This window comes from Parasphingorhabdus sp., from assembly GCF_036568145.1.
Classification (GTDB): domain Bacteria; phylum Pseudomonadota; class Alphaproteobacteria; order Sphingomonadales; family Sphingomonadaceae; genus Parasphingorhabdus.
In genome coordinates, this window is sequence record NZ_DATCTC010000019.1 from 20,026 (window position 1) to 41,223 (window position 21,198).

The following is a 21,198-nucleotide window of genomic DNA, read 5'->3' on the forward strand; positions in this document are numbered from 1 at the left end:
ATGATTCTTGATCGCACCCCAAGATGAGCGATCCCGAAGCAATATCACTTCAGCGGACTTTGTCTGACGGCCAGGCGAATAGCGCTATAGTCGGGCGCAAGCGTAAAAAACGCGTGTCTTCATTCTGGGTAAAACAGCTTCATACCTGGCATTGGATGAGCAGCGCGATTTGTTTGATCGGAATGCTTCTTTTCGCCATTACAGGCATCACACTTAACCATGCCGGAGCGATTGAGGGTGCACCGCAAGTGCAGACGGTTGAGAAAGAGCTGCCCGCCCCGTTGCTGGATAGTATTTCTGAAATTGAAGGCGGAGATGCTGTCCCGGTACCCGGCGTGCTCAATGCGTGGGCGCAAACGCAACTTGAAATTAATTTGAGCGGTCGTCCGGTTGAATGGAGCGATGACGAAATTTATGTCGCCCTGCCAAAGCCGGGCGGGGACGGCTGGGTGTCCTTTGACCGCATAAACGGCGCGGTAATATATGAAGCCACCGACCGAGGCTGGATCTCGTGGCTCAATGACCTACACAAAGGCCGCGATACCGGTGCCGCATGGTCATGGTTTATCGATATATTTGCTGTTGCTTGCATAATATTCTGTCTCACCGGATTTTTCCTGTTGCAGCTTCATGCCCGTCACCGGCCATCGACATGGCCGATAGTCGGCGCCGGATTAATCCTGCCGCTTTTGCTCATCATTTTATTCATGCACAGTTGAGAATAGTTATGAAATATTCGCTCCCTCTAATGCCCAATTCCTACGGTTCATTGGTGTATAGGGCTCTTGCCGTTAGCGGTGTCGCCTGCCTCGCTACCCCGTCCGTCCATGCGCAGCAGATGACGGTAAGTTTTGATATTCCTCGGATGAAAGTTGCGGAATATCACAGACCATATGTCGCGATTTGGATAGAGGATGAAAAGGGCAAGGCCGTTACAACACTTCGTGTATTATACGATGTTGACCTTAAAGCCGATGACGGACGCAAGTGGCTTGCCGATATGCGCGGTTGGTGGCGCAAAGCTGGCCGCAATGCAAAGATGCCCGCAGACGGCATAAGCGGCCCGACACAGGCACCCGGCACGCATCGAGTTTCTTTTGCTGCGAACAAGCGGCCACTTGGGCGACTTGCGGCAGGAAGTTATAAATTGCAGGTGGAAGCCGCTCGCGAAGTTGGCGGACGAGAATTAGTGACAGTGCCGTTTAATTGGCCGGGAAAAGGCGCAAAAACCTATTCAGGCAAGGGCAAGAGCGAATTGGGCGCGATATCCTTGACGATCAAACCGTAATTTGAAGTCCCGCAAACTCCAGAACATACAAGAATCTGAAGAGGAAACTATATTATGTCCATCAAGCGTCACTTGAAATCGATAGCAATTGCCCTTCCATTGATGGGGTTAATAGCTGGTCCCGCGGATGCCCACCGTCGCTGGTTGCTGCCATCTGCAACAGTGATGTCAGGAGAGAAAGAGGTTGTCACCTTTGACGCCGCTTCATCAAATGAATTATTTGTTTTCGATCATCGCGCAATGCCGCTGAATGATCTTGTCGTGCTTGGTCCTGATGGAAAAGCTATTGATGCAAAAATTCTCGGTTCCGGCGCAACTCGCAGCAGTTTCGATGTAGAAATGGCAAAGCAGGGTACATACCGTATTGCGCTCGTCAACGGCGGCTTAATGGCCTTTTATAAACTGGGCCAAGAGCGCAAGCGCTGGCGCGGAACGGCGGAAGAACTGGATAGCGCATTTCCGGAAGGCGCGACTGATATCAATATATCACTGGTTTCAGGGCGTACTGAAACATTTGCGACCCTGGGCGCGCCGAATGAAACGGCGCTCGCCCCTACCAATCAAGGATTGGAAATGGTGCCTGTATCCCACCCCAATGACCTGGTTGTCGGGGAGGCCGCGCAGTTCAAGTTCTTGATCGATGGAAAGCCTGCCGCCGATATGGAAATCGAATGGGTCCGCGGTGGGACCAGATACCGCGATACGGTGGAGGATATGAATCTGAAAACGGATGCCGCTGGCATATTTGAGGTCACGGTCGATGAGCCCGGTCTATATTATTTGGAAGCCAGTGTCAGCGATGATGAGGTGTCGATACCCAAGGTGAACTCGCGGCGCTCATCCTATTCGGCTGTGTTAGAGTTTCTACCCCTTTGATCACGCAAAAGCATCCGAAAATATTCTAGTGTCGACGGTAAGTAACATAGAGTTACTCATTCCGCCGACGCTGGATTTAACGCGCCTGAATGCGGAGCCTGAGGGCCGTTTATTACATCTTAATGGCGATACGATGGGCACGTCGTGGACGGCTTCTCTGGTCGTTGATCCGTCCTGCAACCCGTCCTTGTTGAAGTCTGCGATAGAGGGTGGCTTTCGTCATATTATAAGCCAGATGAGCCAGTGGGACCCCCATTCCGAACTATCCCGATTTAATCGCGCGAAAGCGGGCAGCTGGGTTGAAATATCGCCGCAATTCGTGACGGTGCTGTCAATGGCACTCAATATAGCCGAAGCGAGTAATGGCGCATTTGATCCGGCGATAGGGTATTTGACCGATCTATGGGGATTTGGGGCCGACAGCAGGATTTCCGCGTTGCCGGACCCAGACGCTTTTCCGGAAAGGCGGCGATTTGATTGGCGGGATATTTCCGTGGACAAGAAAAACAGGCTGGTTTTTCAACCCGGCGGATTAGCGATAGATTTGTCCGCAATCGCCAAGGGCTTTGCCGTTGATTACACGATAGCGATACTGGAAGCCCAAAACATAGGTCATGCGCTGGTTGAGATAGGCGGTGAATTACGGGCTATAGGCGTAAAACCGGATGGACAGCCATGGTGGGTCGATATTGATCAGGTCGGTAACATCGCTCCTTCGCGTATTGCTTTGAGCGGGTGGGCAGTCGCGACTAGCGGCAATTATGTACGGCGACGTTCCTATGGCGATAAAAGTTGGTCGCACAATATTTCGCCGGAAACCGGTCGGCCGCTGTCAGAGGCCGTCTCACGGGTCACGGTCCTCCATCCCGGCTGCATGCAGGCCGATGCGTTGGCAACTGCAATCATGGTGAAAGGTGTCGATGCGGGGACGGAATTCGCGAATCATCACAAGATCGCCGCCCAGATAATCGCAGAAGGCAGGGCGTATTCCAGCCAAAAATGGGTCGAATATTGCGAAGAATGATGTATTTTAAAAGTGGTGCGAATTTGCCATTAAACAAAAGGCCCGCTCGCTCGGGTTTGTGTCACGCACCAGTTATTCTTGCTCCCTATATTTTCACAAATCAGAACCAGAAACGTACGCCCACCACATAGTTGGTGACGCTGGGGTCTTCTCCGGAAAGGCGGGCATAGTCCGCACTATTGCCGGTCTTCCATTCTTGCTCGATACCGATGTACGGCGCGAATTCGCGTTTGATTTCGTAACGCAGACGCAGACCCAGCTCGACACTGTCTATCCCGGCACCGATGCCCAGTTCCGGGATGTCCTGTGCTGACAGGTTCATTTCTGCACGCGGCTGTAATATCAACCTGTCCGTAAGACGCTGGTCATATTCTGCCTCGATACGCGCGGTCAGGTCACCTTTGTCAGACAAAAATGCCGCGCCGTCAATTTCAAACATATAAGGTGCCAGACCCTGTATGCCGATCACAGCATGTGTGCGGTCTGGTCCGGCAAAATCATGCCTGACACCTGCCTGAAGATCGAAAAAGGGCGTGATGGCGCGGCTGTAAAGGGCTTGCACTTCCGCTTGTTCAGTCGATTCCCCGAACGAGCCTTCTCCTTCGCTCTTGAACCACAACTTGTTGATGTCGCCGCCATAATAGCCCTGAACATCCCACAAGTAGGCATCATCTCCGGACCGCGCGCGATATTCCAGCCGGTCACCCTGAAGCCAGAAAATCTGCATATCGCCGTGGCTTTTATACAGTTCTTGCCGCGAAGCACGCATCGCGTCTGCACCCCAGATTGCATCGGCGGCATTGGCCGTTCCGGTTTCGCTATTGGGAGAGGGCTTTGCAGCGGGAGCGCTCTGGTGGCTGGAGTGGTCCATCGCACCTTTATCCGTTGCATCTTGGTCCATCGTGTTGTGATCGTGATGCTGGGCTTGCGCCAATGCCGGGGTGAGTGCAACTGCCGCTGCTGCAATCGCCAGTGTAGCTTTGACAAATTTACCCATCATGCGTCCTTTGGAAATGCGACGCTGACGGTCTGCATCATTCCGGCGTGCATGTGATAGAGCAAGTGGCAATGGAACGCCCAATCGCCCGGTTCATCGCTCGTCACATCGAATGTCGCGCTGCTCCCTGGCTGGACGATGACGGTATGCTTTTTGGGCTGGTAATGGCCTTGCCCGTTGACGATTTCAAAGAACATGCCGTGCAAATGAATGGGGTGCGCCATCATCGTGTCGTTGACCAGCTTTACCCGCACCCGCTCGTCATATCCAAAGCGAATGGGAGCATCGCCGACGGCGCTAAATTTCCGGCCATCGAAGGACCACATATAGCGCTCCATATTGCCGGTCAGATGGAGTTCCATCTGCCGTTCAGGTTCGCGCTTGTGATGGTCCATTTCAAGCGACTTCAGCATCCGGTAATTCAGCACGCGGTGCGAAACTTTGTCGAGGCCAAGTCCGGGATAGCCTGTCCGGTCCTGCGGTTGCATCGCGACCATATCAATGCCGGGGCCGACTTTGACAGTGGGAGGCAGCAGGCTGGTATCGCGCATGTTCATGCCGCCCATACCGTCCATATCATGGCCTTCCATCGCGCTATCGCTGTCCATGCTATGGCCCATTTGCGAGTGGTCCACGCTGCCATGATTCATGCTCTCATGATCCATCCCGTCAGAGTCCATCCCGCCGTGATCCATGCCTCCGTGGCCCATATCGGTCATGCTCAGCAAAGGCGGATCGCGAAGGGCAGGGAAGGTGGCCTTGCGCCCCGCCTGGGAAGTCAGTGAAGCCTGCGCCATACCGCTTCGGTCCATGGATTCGGCGGCTAGTGCAAAAGCTCCGTCGTGCTGGGGAGTGACAATCACATCATAGGTTTCGGCAACCCCGATTTGCAGTTCGTCCACTTCCACCGGCTGAACATTCTGCCCGTCGGCCTGAACCACCGTCATCGGCAATCCCGGCAAGCGGATGTTGAAAAACGTCATCGCGCTGCCGTTGATGATCCGCAGCCTGACTCGCTCACCGGGACGGAAAGGCAATTCCAGACCATCATCGGGACCGTGGCCGTTTATCATATAAGTATAAGCTGGCGCGGATACGTCGGCAATGTCAGTCGGCATCATCCGCATCCGCCCCCACATCCGCTTTTCCGCCCCGCTCATGCCGTAATCATCTGTCGCGGATGTTTTCTGCTCGCTGAAATAGCCTTCGCCGGCTTTCAGTTTCTTCATGATGCTATGCGGGTGCATCGGGGTGAATTCGCTGAGCAAGATGACATGCTCGCGGTCATATTGCACCGGGTCGGGGCCAGCGGATTCAATGATAATCGGTCCGTAATGGCCCATCTGCTCCTGCAAGCCCGAATGGCTGTGCCACCAGTAAGTGCCGGACTGGCGTGGGGTGAGGGGGACTTGAAAATGATCGCCCGGTTTAATGCCCGGAAAGCTGATCCCCGGAACACCGTCAAACTGGAACGGCAGCAATAATCCGTGCCAGTGGATCGAGCTGTCCTCGTCGAGCATATTGTGGATGTTGAGGATGGTCTGTTTGCCCTCTTTCAGGCGGATGAGCGGCCCCGGAATGCTGCCATTAACGGCAACCGCTTGGCCGGAACGCCCGCCCGTTGCAAAACGCCCGCTGCCGATGTGAAGGTCAATCTTTCCGCCCGAAAGTTCGTCAATCCCGCCGCGAACCGGTGCCTCTATTTGCCCCATCGCCCAGGCGGGCATGGGAAGGGCAGAAGCTCCGGCAAGAGCAGCGAGGCTGCCAATCATATCACGGCGCGAAAGGGGAATGTTACGGTTTACCATGATAGCACATCTATACCCCCCAGAGGTATAGGACAAGGGCTGATTACATCGGGAATGCGTTTTGTATTTGGATAAATTCCTCTTGCCCTGTCCAATAAGCGAGACTAGAGCGACCCCCGCTACAGGTTCCCGGAAACGGGATCAAAAGGGAATTCGGCAGGGCGTAAACGTCCTGAACCGAAGCTGCCCCCGCAACTGTGATTGGTGAGCTGGCCTGTCAAATCCCACTGGACTTCGTGTTTGGGAAGGGGACGGGCATAGCGTTGAACCATGAGCCAGGAGACCTGCCTGTGGCTGTCGTTCTATCATGCGGACGGGGTGTGCCACATGATCGAGGGGTTCCTCGCGCAGCGGCGATTTATATCGGGCTGCGCATGTGGAAACCTCATGGGCATCAATATGCGTGGCCTTTTTGAATGATTGTCAAAAAGGAATATATATGCGCTTTTATAATATCTTATTGTCCTCCACCTGTCTGGTTGCTTCTTTAGCAGCGGCCCAGCCGGCCTTTGCCGAAAATGCGGCTGCGCTGGATGGCGCGATGATGGAAGATGCCATCATAGTCACGGCATCCCGGATGGAGCAATCCCAGTCAGAAACCGGCCGCTCCACCACCGTCATTGACGAAGAGCGTATAGAGCGGACACAAAGCGTGTCCGTCGTGGACTTGCTCCGCAATGTGCCGGGCGTCACGTTTACGCGAAGCGGTGGTGTCGGGACGGCGGCTTCCGTTTTCATCCGCGGCGCAGATACAAGGCATACAGTTGCGCTGATTGACGGGGTGAAGATCAACGACCCGACATCGCCCGGCGGTGGGTTCAACTTCGGCAATTTGATGACCGGCAATATAGAACGGATTGAAGTGCTGCGCGGTTCGCAATCGGTGATCTGGGGCAGCCAGGCGATTGGCGGCGTGGTCCATGCCATTACCCGCGAGCCTACCGATGAGCTTAGCATCAATGCACGCGCGGAATATGGCTACCGCGATACCGGCCATGTGACCGGCAATATTTCCGGACGTTTCGGACCAGTCGCGGCCAGCGCGGGTGCGGGCTATTATGAAAGCGAGGGCATTTCCGCCTTTAACGAAGAGCGCGGCGGGACAGAGCGGGACGGATACCGCAATTTCGGCGCGAACGGTAAGCTGGAAATCACGTTGAGCGACGCGGTTTCCGTTGATCTGCGCGGATTTTATTCAGATGGCAAGACGGACCTGGACGGCTTTGTGTTTGCCAATGGCGTATTCGGCTTTGGCGATACAGACGATGTTGACAATAACGAGGAATTTGTCGGCTATTCAGGGGTGAATGTCGATTTGTTCGGTGGCCGCTTCAAAAACCGCGTAGCCTTTACCTATACCAGCACAAAGCGCGATACGTTCAACGCAGATGTGCAGACTTTTGAAGCGCTGGGCCGGAATGAACGGTTTGAATATCAGGGCGTACTCGACCTTTCGGACATGGTTCAGGCGGTTTTTGGCGCAGAGACGCAAAAGGCGAAATACCGTTCCGGCTCTGGCGCTACAGCGGAGTATTTCAGCGCCAATACCGACAGTGTATATGGTCAGGTCAGCCTCACACCGATGTCCGGTTTCACCGCGACCGCAGGTATGCGCTATGACGATCACACCACATTTGGCGGGGCAACGACCTTTGCCGGAGATGTGGTTTACAGCCCCAATGACGGCAATACGATATTCCGCGCAAGCTATGGCGAGGGCTTCAAAGTACCTTCCTTGTATCAGCTATTCAGCGATTACGGGAACAACAGCCTGAACCCCGAAACATCGACCAGCTATGATGCAGGTGTGACGCAGCTTCTTGTGGACGGCAAGCTGGAACTGAGCGCGACGGTATTCCGCCGGACCAGCGAAAATCTGATAAACTTTATCAACTGCCCCGTCTCCACCGGCATCTGTACCGACCGTCCCTTTGGCGTCTATGACAATATAGACCGCACAAAGGCGCAAGGGGTGGAGCTGTCGCTCCTGGCCCGCCCGGTAGATGCGTTGACCTGGTCGCTAAACTATAGCCTGATTGATGCAAAGGACCGCGATACCGGGCTTAAGCTAAACCGCCGTCCTGAACACAGCGTCAATGCCTCGATCGACTATGACTGGTCCTTTCGTTTGAAAACCGGCGCAACGGTCACGCATATCGGGTCGCATTATGAAGATATAGCGAACACCAACAAGACTGCGGGTTACGTGCTCGTCGATGTGCGGGCTGCGCTTCCGGTTACGGAAAATATCGAATTATATGGCCGCGTGGACAATCTGTTCGACGAGAAATATGAATCGGTCTTTACCTATGGCACATTTGGCCGGTCTGCCTTTGCCGGTGTGCGGTTGAGATACTGATATGAAGCATGATGCAGCCGCCGTTCTGTCCCGCTTTCACCGCGGACGGTTGGCGGCTGTGTCCCTGCTTGTGGTCGCGGTGATGGCAGTCGCTATTATGATATGGGTGCGCTCGCCGCTTGCTGGTGCAGAGGTCGCAGATGCAAAGGCGCAGCCTCCGGCCCATCCGACCAGAATCGTGTCAATCAATCCCTGTGTCGATGCCTTGTTGATGCAACTGGCGGACAGCGACCAGATCGCGGCGATCAGCCATTATTCTCACGACAAGGAAGCAAGTTCCGCCTCGCTGGAATGGGCGCTGCAATTTCCTGCCACCTCCGGAACTGCCGAAGAGATTCTGGCGATGCGGCCCGATCTGGTGGTTGCCAGTTCCCATGTTGCCATTCCGACCGAGCGCGCGCTGGAGCGGTTGGGCATACCGCTGGTCAAGCTCATCATCCCGCAAAGCGTTGCCGAAAGCCGCCAGCAGATTACCGATCTGGCCCACATCATTGACCAGCAAGATCGCGGCGAGCAGCTGAACCAGAATATCGACGATGCTTTCGAACGGGCGAAGCCGGCGGATGATGAAAAGATTCCAGCCCTCATCTGGCGGCGCGGCGGACTGGTTCCGGGGGAAGGCACATTGCCCGACGAATTACTGCGATGGACGGGGTTCGCCAATGTCAGCAAGGATTATGGGCTGGCGCAATGGGATGTCCTGACGCTGGAACATCTGGTCAATCGGCCTCCGCGCCTGTTATTTTCAGACGGTGTCAGGATTGGTAGCGACGGCCAGCCGGTGATGCCGCATCCGGTTCTGGAAAAGCTGTCCGACCGGATCACCATCGCCCGCTATCCCGAGCGGCTGCTTCATTGCGCCGGTCCGACGCTGATCGATGCGGTGACGATCCTGTCCGCAGAGCGCCGTAAATATAAGGGGGCTTTATGACCGGTTTGCGGTTGAATATTGGTCTGGCCATCGCGCTGCTTGCGGCGATGATATTGTCACTGGCCGCCGGTAAAGTCTGGGTGTCACCTGCTGCATGGTTGGGCGATGATATTAGCGCGCTGATCATCATGGAACTTCGTTTGCCGCGCACGATACTGGGCGCAGTGATCGGCGCAGGACTGGGCATGGCGGGGGCGACAATGCAGGGATATTTGCGTAACCCGCTGGCCGATCCCGGTATTTTTGGCGTGTCGTCCACTTCTGCGCTCGGCGCGGTTATCTCGCTCTATTTCGGCTATGCGATGGCGGCATGGATGCTGCCGGCCTTTGCCTTGGCAGGGGCAGGCATCGGCATGGGTCTGCTGGCATTGCTCGCGGGGCGCACGGGGAGTCTGATCCTGTTCACACTGGCAGGGGTTATCCTTTCCACCCTTGCCGGATCGCTGACTTCCTTGATGATTAGCATTGCGCCGACGCCCTTTGCGACGACAGAGATTATCACCTGGCTCATGGGTGCGCTGACGGATCGAAGCTGGGATGATGTAAAGCTTGCGCTGCCGATCACGTTTGTTGGCATGGGCTTCCTGCTTGCCACGGGGCGTTCGCTGGATGCGCTGACACTGGGCGAAGATGCCGCGCGGTCTATGGGCGTCAATGTCTATCGCCTGCAATGGCTTGCGGTTCTGGGTGTTGGCTTGACTGTTGGCGCGTCGGTGGCGGCGGCAGGAATTATCGGTTTTGTCGGACTGATCGTGCCGCATTTGGTGCGTCCGTTCGCGGGACACCGGCCATCGGCGGTCTTGATCCCTTCTGCACTGGCCGGGGCGCTCTTGGTCGTCATAGCAGACAGCACCGTGCGGATTTTACCGACGGTTAGCGAATTGCGGCTGGGCATCGCCATGGCATTACTGGGCGCACCGTTCTTTTTAATCCTGCTTTCCAAAATGCGCCGGGAGCTTGTCTGATGATCGGTAACCTTGCTTTCGAAAACCTGTCCCTGACGTTGAGGGGCAGGGACATACTCGACAATATCAGCGGCGGTTTTGAACCGGGACGCGTGACGGTCATCCTGGGCGAAAACGGAGCGGGAAAAAGCAGCCTGCTTTCCTGTCTGGCGGGCTTGCGCGAACCGCAAGCGGGAACAGTGATGCTGGACGGACAGCCGCTTTTGTCGCTGGACGGCAGCGCACGGGGCAGGGCGATTGGCCTGTTGCCGCAGCGGCCCGATATTCACTGGAATGTCGATGTTAAAACCATCGTGGGATTGGGGCGCTTGCCCCATTCTGGCCGATGGGGGATGAGCGCCGCCGACCATGAAGCGGTAGAACGCGCGATCAGGGCAACCGATTGCACGGCGCTTGTGGATCGCAAGGCGCAGCGCCTGTCGGGCGGTGAACAGGGGCGTGTCCTGCTGGCGCGTGTTCTGGCCGGGGAGCCGCGCTGGCTACTTGCCGACGAACCGCTGGCCAGTCTGGATCCCGCGCACCAGTTTGATGTTCTGGAACGGCTGAAAGCTTATGCAGGCATGGGTAACGGGGTGATTGTCGTGCTTCACGATTTGACCCAGGCCGCGCGATTTGCCGACGAAGTGATAGTGATGAAAGGCGGCAGAATATTGGCCTCTGGCCCACGCGCAAAGGTTATCACCGCTGACATCATGGCAGAAGCTTATGGCGTGGAAGTCCATATCAGCACCAACGACACGGGCGAGCCTTTGGTAGTTCCCGTGCGTCGGCTGAGGTGAGTTAATTACGCATCGGTTCCGCGGCGCCGTGCCTGTCGATAGGTGCCGAGCAAGCGGACTTCGTTGCAGTGGAATTCCAGCTCTGCCAAAGCGCGGTCAACAGGCGGATCACCCGGTGCGCCTTCGATATCGGCATAGAATTTCGAGGCCGCGAAGCTGCCGCCTTCCTGATAGCTTTCCAACTTGGTCATGTTCACACCATTTGTCGCAAAGCCCCCCATTGCCTTGTAAAGCGCGGCAGGTATATTTTTCACCTCAAAGACTAAGGTGGTCATGAGCGGGAGATTATCGGGCCCACCTGCCGCCGGTGCACTGGCCTGCGCGGCGAGTATGACAAAGCGCGTCATATTATGGTCTTCGTCCTCAATCGCTTCGGCAATCGGTTGTAATCCGTAAATCTGCGCGGACAAGGCAGGGGCAATCGCGGCGGCATGGGGGTCATCGGACTGCGCGACATAGGCCGCCGCAGCAGCGGTATCGGCATAGGCAACCGGAATAATATTACGCGCGCGCAGATAATGGCGGCACTGGCCCAGTGCTTGCGGGTGGCTCATCGCCGTTCTGATTTCGGCATCAACGGATTTTGCCATCAAACAGTGGCGAATACGCATAAAATGTTCCGCAACAATATGCAGGCCCGATTCGGGCAAAAGGAAATGGATATCCGCCACCCGTCCATGCAGGCTGTTTTCGATGGGTATTATCGCCGATCCGGCTTTTCCTTGCTTTACGGCGTCCAGCGCGTCCTCGAACGAAAAACAGGGCAGCGGTAGGCAATCCGGCGCATATTCCATTGCCGCCAGATGGGAATTGGCACCCGGCGCGCCCTGAAACGCAATTGCCTTGTCCGGTGCTTCAGCGGCTGTTTCCGCCATTTTGTTCACCATGCCCAAGGCATTTTTGGGAAAGCTGTCCATTACTATCAAATCCTGTGCTGCGAGAGGCTATTGAATTGCCGCGATTGCCGCATGCAGCCAGCTTAAGCAAGACCCGATCTCGAAACGCGGCGCTGGCGAAATAATATCAACCATGAAACATAAGTAAGAGCGGGCGCAATTGAGGTCTTGCTTTGAACCGATGCTGTTATTAGAGAACAGCCCAAAGTTTCCGCAGGCTGCTGCTGCACATGATTCACGGGGTTTAAGACAAGATGGATAATAACAACACCATTGCTGGCTGGGTTCTGGCAGGCGCAATCGCAGCGCTTAGTTTTTCAATTCTCAGCGGAAAATACTTTCATGCCGATAAGCCTGACCGCCCTGAGACCATGGGATTTGAAATTGAAGGCGTAGAATCATCAGGCGGTGGTTCGGCCGAAGAACCGATCAGTGTATTTCTTGCCAATGCCGATATTGCAGCCGGTGAAGCCACTTTTAAAAAATGCGTCGCCTGCCACACGATCAACCAGGGCGGTGCCAATGGTATCGGACCGAATCTATATGGTGCGCTTGGCAAAGCACACGGCCATGTTGCCGGATTTGCCTATAGCGATGCTCTGACTTCAATTCCCGGCAACTGGGATTTTGAAAATATGAGCGAGTGGCTGCAATCCCCGCGTAAATATGCACCGGGCACGAAAATGACCTTCGCTGGCCTCAGCAAACCGCAGGAGCGCGCGGACCTCATCGCCTATCTGAATTCACAAGGATCGAATCTTCCGTATCCTGAGCCGCCAGCTGCCGAAGAAGCGACTGCGGAAGGCGAAGCCCCTGCAGAGGGTGAAGAAGTCGCCGCCACAGACGACGCCGCTGCACCAGCAGCAGAGGAAGCCGCAGAAGTAGCCGAAACAGCTGCGACCGAATAAGCCGGACCTTATTATAAGGGAATGAAGCTCACTTCATTCCCTTCGTCATTATCCTGAGTCTGTCGATTCGAAGATCGGTCACGTCTTTGGCCTTTATGGCCATTCACATGTATGCAGCGCGCCAATGGCGTCATCCCCGCTTGGCGCGGGAATGACGGTGAGTTGGTTGCACTAAAACGCCAAGTCAGGCCGGCCCAAGTCAAGCCGGTGGTGTAGGCGTGTCCGACTTTGTGGCCGAATATCGGGGGGCCGGGGCAGGTTGCATTTGGCCGCCGACATCGACAAATGTTTCGCGTGCGACATTATGCGGATGATTTTTCGCTTCGGCAAGGGACAGGACGGGGGCAAAGCAAATGTCGGTGCCCTCCATCAGCTCGCACCATTCATCACGCGTTTTAGTCAGGAAAATGGCAGTCAGTTTTTCTTTCAGCTGACCCCATGATTTCGGGTTCATCTGCGGATCGAAATCGGCGTCGTTTTCCAATCCGGTAACTTGGCGCAATTGGGCATAAAATTGCGGCTCGATCGATCCGATCGAGATATATTTGCCATCAGACGTTTCATAGCTGTCATAGAAATGCGCTCCGGTATCAAGCATGTTGACGCCGCGTTCATCCCGCCATTGGCCAATATTGTGAAAGTCGAAAATCATCGCCATCAATGCCGCTGATCCATCGGTCATGGCACAATCGACAACCTGGCCTTCACCGCCGGTTTTGGCGTGTAGCAACGCGGAAACCATGCCGAGAGCCAGCATCATGCCGCCACCGCCAAAATCACCAACCATATTGGCCGGTGGTGTCGGTTTTTCCCCTTCACGGCCAAAGGCATGAAGAGCGCCAGAGATGGAAATATAATTGATATCATGGCCTGCAGCATGCGCGAGAGGCCCATATTGGCCCCAGCCGGTCATCCGTCCGAACACCAGTTTTGGATTATCTTTCAACAGGACGTCGGGGCCAAGGCCAAGCCGCTCCATAACACCGGGACGGAAACCCTCGATCAGGCCATCAGCCTGTTTAACCAGATCGCGCGCCTTTTGGATTCCGGCTTCGGATTTCAGGTCCACCTCGACCAGCTTGCGCGAGCGGGAGAGGGCGAGGCGGCTATCGGGCGCGCCGCCGGGGCGGTGTAGAACAGTGACGCTGGCACCCTGATCTGCGAGCATCATGCCACAAAATGGTCCGGGACCAATGCCCGCAAATTCGACGATGTTTATTCCTGCTAGTGGTCCAGCCATAACCTGCTCCGTTTAATCAAGTGATTAAGCGTCCTATGCAGAGCTTGGATTCTAATCAAGTAGATTTATCGTGAGCGGGGCCCGCTGCGCAGAGGTGTGCGCTTATTGTGTTCTTTCAATGGTTTTAGATAGCTGGGCATGACATGTTTTGATTTTTCCACGGGCTTGCGAACAAGCTTTGGATCAATCGCATGGTCGAACGCTATGCCCAAACGCCCTTGGGCCACCCATGCCACATTGCCAGTGACACGGCCAATATTACGCAGTTCCAGCTCTACTTTGTCGCCCCGTTTGGCGATGACCGGGGCCTCGGCCATCAAGCCTCCAGCCGACAGGTTGCGAATACGAACTTCGCCGCAATCATCACCTTCTACAAAGCGCAATGTTGCGTGCAGAAAAAGGCTGTCCCGTTCGAGCTCACGCTTGGGCAGGCCGCTTGTCTGGCTGTTTTTCCCCAAGTTCTCGTCAAATGGCTCTCTCATGAACTTCCTGCGACTCTGTTTTAGAACAACTTTGCTCGACGCAGGTAATAGGGGTGAAATGATGGAAAATTAGTTAAGATTATACATGCTTATATGTTGCGAAACACTATCGGGGAAAGTTGGCATGCCCATTTGAAGTGCCATAGCCAGTCCTTTAGGCAAGCATCTTCCTCACCCCAAAGTTTTAACGCAATTTGGGGCGGTTGGTAATGGATATGGCCCGGTTTACCCGGCCAGTATTAACTTATTGATCGCGCGAGATTTTCTCGTTGCGCTCGTGGGCTTCCTGTGCCTCGACGCTCATGGTGGCGATTGGACGTGCTTCCAGCCGCTCAAGCGAAATCGGTTCACCGGTTACCTGGCAATAGCCATATTCACCTTCTTCGATTCGCCGCAGGGCCGCATCAATTTTGGATGTCAGCTTGCGTTGCCGGTCGCGGGTCCGCAGTTCCAGACCCCAGTTGCTTTCGCTGGAGGCACGGTCGTTCAGGTCCGCATCCTGGATCGGCCCGTCTTGCAAATGGGCCAGCGTTTCCTTGGATTCTTCGATAATGTCGCGCTTCCATTTTTCCAGAGCGCGCTTGAAATAGGCCAGTTGCCGTTCATTCATAAATTCTTCGTCAGGGCTGGGCCGATAGTCGTCATCCAGAATAATTTCGCCATTTGAACCACTTTCAGAAGCGGTTGAATTTTTCGCTGAGGTCGCCAAAACTTACTCTCCACCAACGGTAAAAAATTACTCAATAACGAACCAACCAACATGGGTGGGCGTTACAAAAGGCTCTGTGGCGGGCCTATAAACTTGGCGTTCGCCATATACAAGATACAATATGTAGTGGGTGTCAGATTCTTGCGACACCTTCACTTCAGCACAGGATGTGAATGGTCCGGAAATCGAATCGATACTGTTGGTTAAAGCTATTTAAAGCAACTTTATACTTTGGTGAATGGCTCGTTTTTTTGCGGCTAAGCGAAAGACTTGCGCCCTAAACAGTGTCATTTCGGGACATTAACTTTGCTTGTGGAGGATTGATCCGGATCATTCCCAAATCGGTTCTAAAAACAGGGTTAATTTAATTGTAGCTGCTGAATTTTTCTGCGCTTTTGGTTCTATCGGAGCGCCGGATTACCAGACAGCATCTGTTTCTGGTCCATCTGTCAGCTTCAAAGCGGAAGAGAGTGGATAAAATGTCGGTAAAAATGGCGTTGACAAAATTATGTGCTTTAACATGTGGCGGCGCGTTAATCGGGGGCGGTGCAGTGCATGTCTCAGAAGCACCGGCCGCGCCGTATATTAAAAAGGTCGACAAGAAAACGGTTCGCAGAGCACAGCCACCAAAGGCCCCGCGCAAACTGCAGCGCGTTCGCCGGGTGGTAACGCAAACGGATCCTTCCTGCGCCCCGACGGTAGTGCATGTTGCTCAACCGGCTGCCTATATTCCTCCTCCCGTTCCCGCTATCCCCGTGATGGAAAGCGGCGGCGGCTCTGATCCTGTCATCATCGGCGGCAGCAGCGGTTATGGTGGCGGCTTTGGCGGCGGGTTCTTCGGCGGATTTTTTGGCGGGGGATCGGGTGGCGGTTCGGTCGTCATCTCCTCGACCAGCAGCGGTGGATCGACCAGCACCTCTTCCGGCGGCAGCTCCACCAGCAGCGGCTCCACCAGCACATCAACCGGCGGTATTTCCAGCACAGGCGGTTCAACCAGCACATCGTCGGGTAATGTCAGCACTTCCACTGGCGGGGTTAGCACTTCCACTGGCGGGGTTAGCACCTCCACTGGCGGGGTTAGCACCTCCACTGGCGGTGTGAGCACGAGCAGTTCGTCCAGTTCGTCGAGCAGTTCCAGTTCTTCATCGAGCAGCTCGTCCAGTTCATCTACTTCATCCGGGGCAAGCAGCACGTCATCCAGCTTTGGCGGCAATAGCACGTCCAGTTCCAGTTCCTCTTCAAGCAGTTCTTCCTCTTCGAGCAGCAGCTCCAGCTCGTCGAGTAGTGGAGGGTCCAATGGCGGTTCCAGCGGAACACCTGTTCCGGCCCCGCCAGTCGTCCTGCTCTTTGGTGCAGCGTCAGCAGCCCTGTTCGCCCGCAGCCGTCGGGGAAGCCGTATGGCAAAGGAAGCTGCGCAAGCCTGACAGGCTGAAAGCGTAAAATAGACAAGGGAACGGCCGGGGGTGATCCGGCCGTTTTCGATTTGGCTTTCCAACTGCGCTTCCGTCTTTACCTAAGCACAAGATTGAGGCTTGAATGAAAGCGGCCCGCTCGGCATAGGCTTATCCCATGCATGATTTAAAATATATCAGGGAAAACGCGGCCGCTTTCGATGCCGCTTTGGCGCGGCGCGGCGGCGAACCAGTGGCAGCGGCCATATTGGCACTGGACGAGGAAAACCGCGCGATCACGACCAGGCTGCAAGAAGGGCAGGCACGGCGCAACGAAGCATCCAAAGCTATCGGCAAGGCCAAGGGGCAGGGCGATGAGGAAACCGCGCAGGCGCTGATGGCCGAGGTTTCGGAACTGAAAAGCAGCCTGCCGGCACTGGAAGAGCAGGGGCGTGCGGTTTCGGCAAAATTGCGTGATATTCTGGCCGCGCTTCCCAACCTGCCCGACGCCGATGTCCCGCAGGGCGCTGACGAAGACGATAATGTCGAGATTGAACGGTGGGGCACTCCGCGCAGCTTTGATTTCAAGCCGCGCGAGCATAGCGATATCGGTCCGCCGCTGGGGCTGGATTTTGAAACGGCGGCAAATATGTCGGGCGCTCGCTTTGCGTTCCTGCGCGGACAAATGGCGCGGCTGCAACGTGCTATTGCCCAATATATGCTGGACCAGCAGACGATGCAAAACGGCTTTCAGGAATGCGCGCCACCGCTTCTGGTGCGTGACGAGGCTGTATTTGGCACGGGGCAGCTTCCCAAATTTTCCGAAGACCTGTTTCAGACCACCGATGGCCGCTGGCTCATCCCAACCGCAGAGGTCAGCTTGACCAACAGCGTGCGGGAACAGATATTGGATGAAGCGCAATTACCGATCCGTCTGACCGCGCTTACCCCCTGTTTCCGCAGCGAAGCTGGAGCAGCGGGCAAGGATACTAAGGGCCTGATCCGCCAGCACCAGTTTGAAAAGGTCGAGATGGTGGCAATTGCCCATCCCGATTACAGCGAAGCCGAGCATGTGCGGATGACCGAGGCGGCAGAATCGATACTGAAAGCGCTGGAACTGCCCTATCGAAAAATGCTGCTTTGCACCGGCGACATGGGGGCAACGGCACGTAAAACCTATGATCTGGAAGTATGGCTACCGGGGCAGGATAGTTACCGGGAGATTTCGAGCATTTCCAATTGCGGCGACTATCAGGCGCGGCGGATGAACGCCCGTTTCCGCAGTGAAGGGGAAACTAAGGGCACACAGTTTGTCCATACGCTGAACGGTTCTGGCCTGGCGGTTGGCCGGACTTTGGTTGCGGTGCTGGAAAATTATCAGCAAGAGGATGGTTCTGTCTTAATTCCGGAAGTGTTAAAAGCTTATATGGGCGGTATCGAACGGCTGGCTGCTCCCACTGCCTAATCTTCTGGGGTTCGGTGGGGCATGAAAGAAAAAAGGAAATACCATGCGCATTTTGCTGACGAATGATGATGGGTTTGATGCCCCCGGCATGAAGATATTGCTCGATATCGCGCAGCATTTTTCCAACGACATCTGGATCGTCGCGCCTTCCGATGAAAACTCGGGCGCGGGTCATTCACTGACCCTCACTCGTCCCTTGCGCGTGCGCAAGCGCGGTGACCAGCAATATTCTGTTGATGGTACGCCGACGGACAGCGTGATGATGGCGGTTGCGAAAATCATGAAGGACAACCCGCCCGACCTGATCCTGTCCGGTGTCAATCGCGGCGCCAATCTGGGCGAGGATGTGACCTATTCAGGTACGGTTTCCGCCGCGATGGAAGGAGCGCTGGCCGGGATTCCGTCAATTGCGCTTAGCCAAAGCTATGCGCGAGAGGATATGGGCGAGGCGGTTCCGTTTGAAGCGGCCACGCATTGGGGGGAACGGGTGCTGCGCCCGCTGATTAAACAGCGTATGGACCACCGCACACTGGTCAATATCAATTTCCCCGCGCTGCCCCCGGCCGAGGTCAAGGGCATCCGTGTGGTGACGCAGGGTATCCGTGATTATGGCCGGTTACAGATTATCAGCAACCGTGACCCGCGGGGGTTTGAATACTACTGGTTCGGCCTTGGCCCGATGGTCGAAACACCGGCGCATAGTACCGATCTGGAGGCCATTGCTGCGGGCTATGTCTCCATCACTCCGCTGCATCTTGACCTCACCCATTACAGGTCGATGGACAATTTAAAAAAGCTCTACGACCAGTAATCTTTTTACGATTAGGAAAGCCGGATGATGCGTGTGCATAAAAGATCGCGTGGACAAAAGATCAGGCACGGTGATAGTAGGGGGTCCGGCTGGAGACAGCGGCAATATACGGGAACCACAATTGTATTTTGAACACCGTCACGAACCCAAGCAGGTAATTTCCGTCCACTATTTGCCGAAGCGGGTCTGATTGCCTGATGGCCCGGCGCATAACCCGTAATATTTCCGATTATTTAACGCTGCGCCGCCGCGCGAGCATGCCGATATGGCTGGATATCACATGGCGAGTATTGTTCGTATTGGGGCTGATTAGCGCTGCGGTTGCGGTGCACTGGTTTGACCGCACTGGTTTGCAGGACAGCTATGACGGGGATGTCAGTTTTTACGATGTCATTTATTTTACGATGATATCGATAACGACCACCGGTTACGGGGACATTGCCCCTGTGACCGAGCGTGCACGGTTGTTTGATGCCTTGCTTGTGACTCCCATTCGCATCTTCGTTGTGCTTATATTTGTCGGCACGGCCTATAATTTCGTATTCAAAAGAACCTGGGACAGGTGGCGCATGAAAATTATCCAGAATAATCTGCACGATCATATAGTGATCGCCGGTTTCGGCACCAGCGGTAAAGAGGCGGTACATGAATTAATAGCGCGCGGGACCAACCCGGGTGAAATTGTCGTGATAGATCCTTTTGATGATGCCTTGGCGGAGGCCGAAAAACTTGGCTGTGCCGTGATAAATGGTGATGCCACACGCGACGGTGTGTTAATGGATGTCAAAATATCCCGCGCTCGCTCTATGATTGTTTCCGCTGGCCGTGATGATACCAGCATATTGATCGTGCTGACCGCTCGTCACCTCGCTTACCACCTGCCAATCATTGTATCGGTCCGCGCGGCGGATAACGAAATGCTGGCACGGCAAGCAGGGGCGACAACGGTAATCAATCCGGTTAGCTTTGCCGGATTGTTACTAGCGGGCAGCTGTGAAGGCGCCAAAATATCCGATTATCTAAGTGATCTGGCATCGGCAACTGGCCGGGTAAAATTAGTGCAGCGATCTGTTAGTGAAGATGAAGTCGGTCAGTCGATGCAGGACATTACCAAAGAAGGGATAGGCGTCCGCATTTACCGCGACCAAAATGCCTATGGATTCTGGGAAGAGGAGGCGAAGAGCCTTGAAGCCGGCGATGTCATCGTAATGATAGTGCCCGTCCATGATGCGGAATACAAGCGTGATAAGCGGACTGTTGCCAAGGATGCGCCTGCTACAGGTGCGGGGCAAGCTGAATAAAAGCCGATTATCATTCTGTACTCTTGGAACTATCCAGTCCATCAGGCGTAAGTCTTCCGGAATAGGAGACAATAGCTATGGCGAAGATATTCGACCTTCTTAAAGAAGATCATGACAAGCATCGTGATCTCATTAAAAAAATTATGAAAACCGAAGGTGACAGCGCGGAGCGGCGCGAATTATTTACCGAATTTCGCGAAGAAGTGACCGCGCACGCAAATGCAGAGGAGCAATCCCTTTACGCCGAAATGCTGTCGCGACCAGAGTTGCAGGATGATGGCCGCCATTCCGTCGCCGAACATAAAGAACTGGACGACCTGTTGGCCGAGTTGTCTGAAATGGACATGTCATCATCCGGCTGGCTTCAGAAATTCAAGACACTGCGCCACGATTACGAGCATCATATCGAAGAGGAAGAACAAGAAATGTTCCCCGCCGCCGATGAAGAATTCGCCGCAAAATGCGAAGAACGCCTTGGCGACATATATGCCGACCGCTATCCGGCAGAACTGGAAAGCGCACAGCAAGGCGTGGAGCATGATGATCGGGAATAGGCGGGCATAAGCCCAACCCCGTCATTCCCGCGCAGGCGGGAATCCAGCTTTTCTTCTGCAAGGTTTAGGTAGCTGGATCCCCGCCTGCGCGGGGATGACGGGCGATAATATCGTATCTGTTAGCCTTGGGCTCGACTGTCGGCCAAAAATAGAGCATAGGACCGGGAGAGGACTGGTCAGATATGAAGCTATATGTGCTGTTACTGCCCTTTTTTTTATGGGCCTGTAGTTCTGAACCCAGATCGCCCAGTATTGTTTCACCAAATGACTATACTAGGTCGTGTTGACAAAAGGGATTCCCAACCACACCGAGTTGTGATTCAAGGCTGCTTTTTGAGGAGTAGTCATGGGCCGCGGGGATTTGTCGGATGCTGAATGGGAATTGATCGGGCCGTTGCTGCCGCCTGAGCGTGG

Annotated in this window: 20 protein-coding genes and 1 riboswitch; of the genes, 13 read left to right on the top strand and 7 right to left on the bottom strand. The window is 54.9% G+C overall.

Features of this window, described 5'->3' with window-relative positions:
- Nucleotides 1–23 precede the first annotated feature (23 nt).
- The 4 genes from VIN76_RS06800 to VIN76_RS06815 all read left to right on the top strand — a co-directional run bounded on the left by VIN76_RS06800 (nt 24) and on the right by VIN76_RS06815 (nt 3,188).
- A complete protein-coding gene (locus tag VIN76_RS06800; protein ID WP_332041078.1) occupies nt 24–719 on the top strand; it encodes a PepSY-associated TM helix domain-containing protein in 696 nt (231 codons plus the stop codon).
- Nucleotides 720–727: 8 nt separating this feature from the next.
- The gene (locus VIN76_RS06805) at nt 728–1,288 is read left to right on the top strand and encodes a DUF2271 domain-containing protein (protein WP_332041079.1); all 561 of its coding nucleotides are present in this window, start codon (nt 728–730) and stop codon (nt 1,286–1,288) included.
- A 54-nt stretch (nt 1,289–1,342) separates the two neighbouring features.
- Nucleotides 1,343–2,164: a DUF4198 domain-containing protein gene (locus VIN76_RS06810; RefSeq protein WP_332041080.1), complete on the top strand. Its 822-nt coding sequence runs from the start codon at nt 1,343–1,345 to the stop codon at nt 2,162–2,164.
- A 133-nt stretch (nt 2,165–2,297) separates the two neighbouring features.
- Nucleotides 2,298–3,188 carry an FAD:protein FMN transferase gene (locus VIN76_RS06815; protein WP_332041081.1) on the top strand — a complete coding sequence of 297 codons (891 nt, stop codon included), beginning with the start codon at nt 2,298–2,300 and terminating at the stop codon, nt 3,186–3,188.
- Between the two features lie 100 nt (nt 3,189–3,288).
- Here the strand turns inward: VIN76_RS06815 and VIN76_RS06820 are convergent, their stop codons facing one another.
- A complete protein-coding gene (locus VIN76_RS06820) occupies nt 3,289–4,188 on the bottom strand; it encodes a copper resistance protein B (RefSeq protein WP_414696298.1) in 900 nt (299 codons plus the stop codon).
- A complete protein-coding gene (locus VIN76_RS06825) occupies nt 4,185–5,993 on the bottom strand; it encodes a copper resistance system multicopper oxidase (RefSeq protein WP_332041082.1) in 1,809 nt (602 codons plus the stop codon). Before VIN76_RS06825 ends, VIN76_RS06820 begins: the two co-directional genes overlap by 4 nt.
- A gap of 106 nt (nt 5,994–6,099) precedes the next feature.
- A riboswitch (cobalamin riboswitch) is annotated at nt 6,100–6,299 on the top strand.
- Between the two features lie 133 nt (nt 6,300–6,432).
- Between VIN76_RS06825 and VIN76_RS06830 the strand changes: the two genes are divergently transcribed.
- From VIN76_RS06830 to VIN76_RS06845, 4 genes are read left to right on the top strand one after another with little or no spacing between them, the layout of a single operon-like run.
- Nucleotides 6,433–8,352: a TonB-dependent receptor plug domain-containing protein gene (locus VIN76_RS06830; protein ID WP_332041083.1), complete on the top strand. Its 1,920-nt coding sequence runs from the start codon at nt 6,433–6,435 to the stop codon at nt 8,350–8,352.
- A gap of 1 nt (nt 8,353) precedes the next feature.
- On the top strand, nt 8,354–9,283 hold the full coding sequence (locus VIN76_RS06835) for an ABC transporter substrate-binding protein (RefSeq protein ID WP_332041084.1): 930 nt from the start codon (nt 8,354–8,356) through the stop codon (nt 9,281–9,283).
- Nucleotides 9,280–10,248: an iron ABC transporter permease gene (locus VIN76_RS06840; RefSeq protein WP_332041085.1), complete on the top strand. Its 969-nt coding sequence runs from the start codon at nt 9,280–9,282 to the stop codon at nt 10,246–10,248. Before VIN76_RS06835 ends, VIN76_RS06840 begins: the two co-directional genes overlap by 4 nt.
- A complete protein-coding gene (locus VIN76_RS06845; RefSeq protein WP_332041086.1) occupies nt 10,248–11,027 on the top strand; it encodes an ABC transporter ATP-binding protein in 780 nt (259 codons plus the stop codon). Before VIN76_RS06840 ends, VIN76_RS06845 begins: the two co-directional genes overlap by 1 nt.
- Before the next feature lie 5 nt (nt 11,028–11,032).
- On the opposite strand, the gene VIN76_RS06850 is transcribed toward VIN76_RS06845, so the two are convergent.
- Entirely contained in the window at nt 11,033–11,944 is a 912-nt protein-coding gene (locus VIN76_RS06850) for a prephenate dehydratase (RefSeq protein ID WP_332041087.1), read from the bottom strand.
- A 233-nt stretch (nt 11,945–12,177) separates the two neighbouring features.
- On the opposite strand from VIN76_RS06850, the gene VIN76_RS06855 reads away from it, so the two are divergent.
- Nucleotides 12,178–12,831: a cytochrome c family protein gene (locus VIN76_RS06855; protein ID WP_332041088.1), complete on the top strand. Its 654-nt coding sequence runs from the start codon at nt 12,178–12,180 to the stop codon at nt 12,829–12,831.
- A gap of 199 nt (nt 12,832–13,030) precedes the next feature.
- Here VIN76_RS06855 and VIN76_RS06860 read toward each other — a convergent pair whose 3' ends face one another.
- From VIN76_RS06860 to VIN76_RS06875, 4 genes are all read right to left on the bottom strand, one after another.
- Nucleotides 13,031–14,071 (bottom strand): CaiB/BaiF CoA-transferase family protein, encoded by a 1,041-nt coding sequence (locus tag VIN76_RS06860; RefSeq protein WP_332041089.1) that lies wholly within the window; start codon nt 14,069–14,071, stop codon nt 13,031–13,033.
- Nucleotides 14,072–14,136: 65 nt separating this feature from the next.
- A complete protein-coding gene (locus tag VIN76_RS06865; protein WP_332041090.1) occupies nt 14,137–14,553 on the bottom strand; it encodes a PilZ domain-containing protein in 417 nt (138 codons plus the stop codon).
- Nucleotides 14,554–14,797: 244 nt separating this feature from the next.
- On the bottom strand, nt 14,798–15,262 hold the full coding sequence (gene dksA, locus VIN76_RS06870; RefSeq protein WP_414696299.1) for an RNA polymerase-binding protein DksA: 465 nt from the start codon (nt 15,260–15,262) through the stop codon (nt 14,798–14,800).
- Nucleotides 15,263–16,070: 808 nt separating this feature from the next.
- A complete protein-coding gene (locus VIN76_RS06875; protein WP_332041091.1) occupies nt 16,071–16,757 on the bottom strand; it encodes a hypothetical protein in 687 nt (228 codons plus the stop codon).
- 74 nt (nt 16,758–16,831) lie between these two features.
- Between VIN76_RS06875 and serS the strand changes: the two genes are divergently transcribed.
- The 4 genes from serS (at nt 16,832) to VIN76_RS06895 (ending at nt 20,784) form a co-directional block, all read left to right on the top strand.
- Nucleotides 16,832–18,118, top strand: coding sequence for a serine--tRNA ligase (serS, locus tag VIN76_RS06880; RefSeq protein ID WP_332041092.1), 1,287 nt, complete (start codon nt 16,832–16,834; stop codon nt 18,116–18,118).
- A gap of 43 nt (nt 18,119–18,161) precedes the next feature.
- Nucleotides 18,162–18,929 carry a 5'/3'-nucleotidase SurE gene (gene surE / locus VIN76_RS06885; RefSeq protein WP_332041093.1) on the top strand — a complete coding sequence of 256 codons (768 nt, stop codon included), beginning with the start codon at nt 18,162–18,164 and terminating at the stop codon, nt 18,927–18,929.
- A gap of 197 nt (nt 18,930–19,126) precedes the next feature.
- On the top strand, nt 19,127–20,230 hold the full coding sequence (locus VIN76_RS06890) for a potassium channel family protein (RefSeq protein WP_332041094.1): 1,104 nt from the start codon (nt 19,127–19,129) through the stop codon (nt 20,228–20,230).
- Between the two features lie 77 nt (nt 20,231–20,307).
- Nucleotides 20,308–20,784 (top strand): hemerythrin domain-containing protein, encoded by a 477-nt coding sequence (locus tag VIN76_RS06895; protein ID WP_332041095.1) that lies wholly within the window; start codon nt 20,308–20,310, stop codon nt 20,782–20,784.
- Nucleotides 20,785–21,198 lie beyond the last annotated feature (414 nt).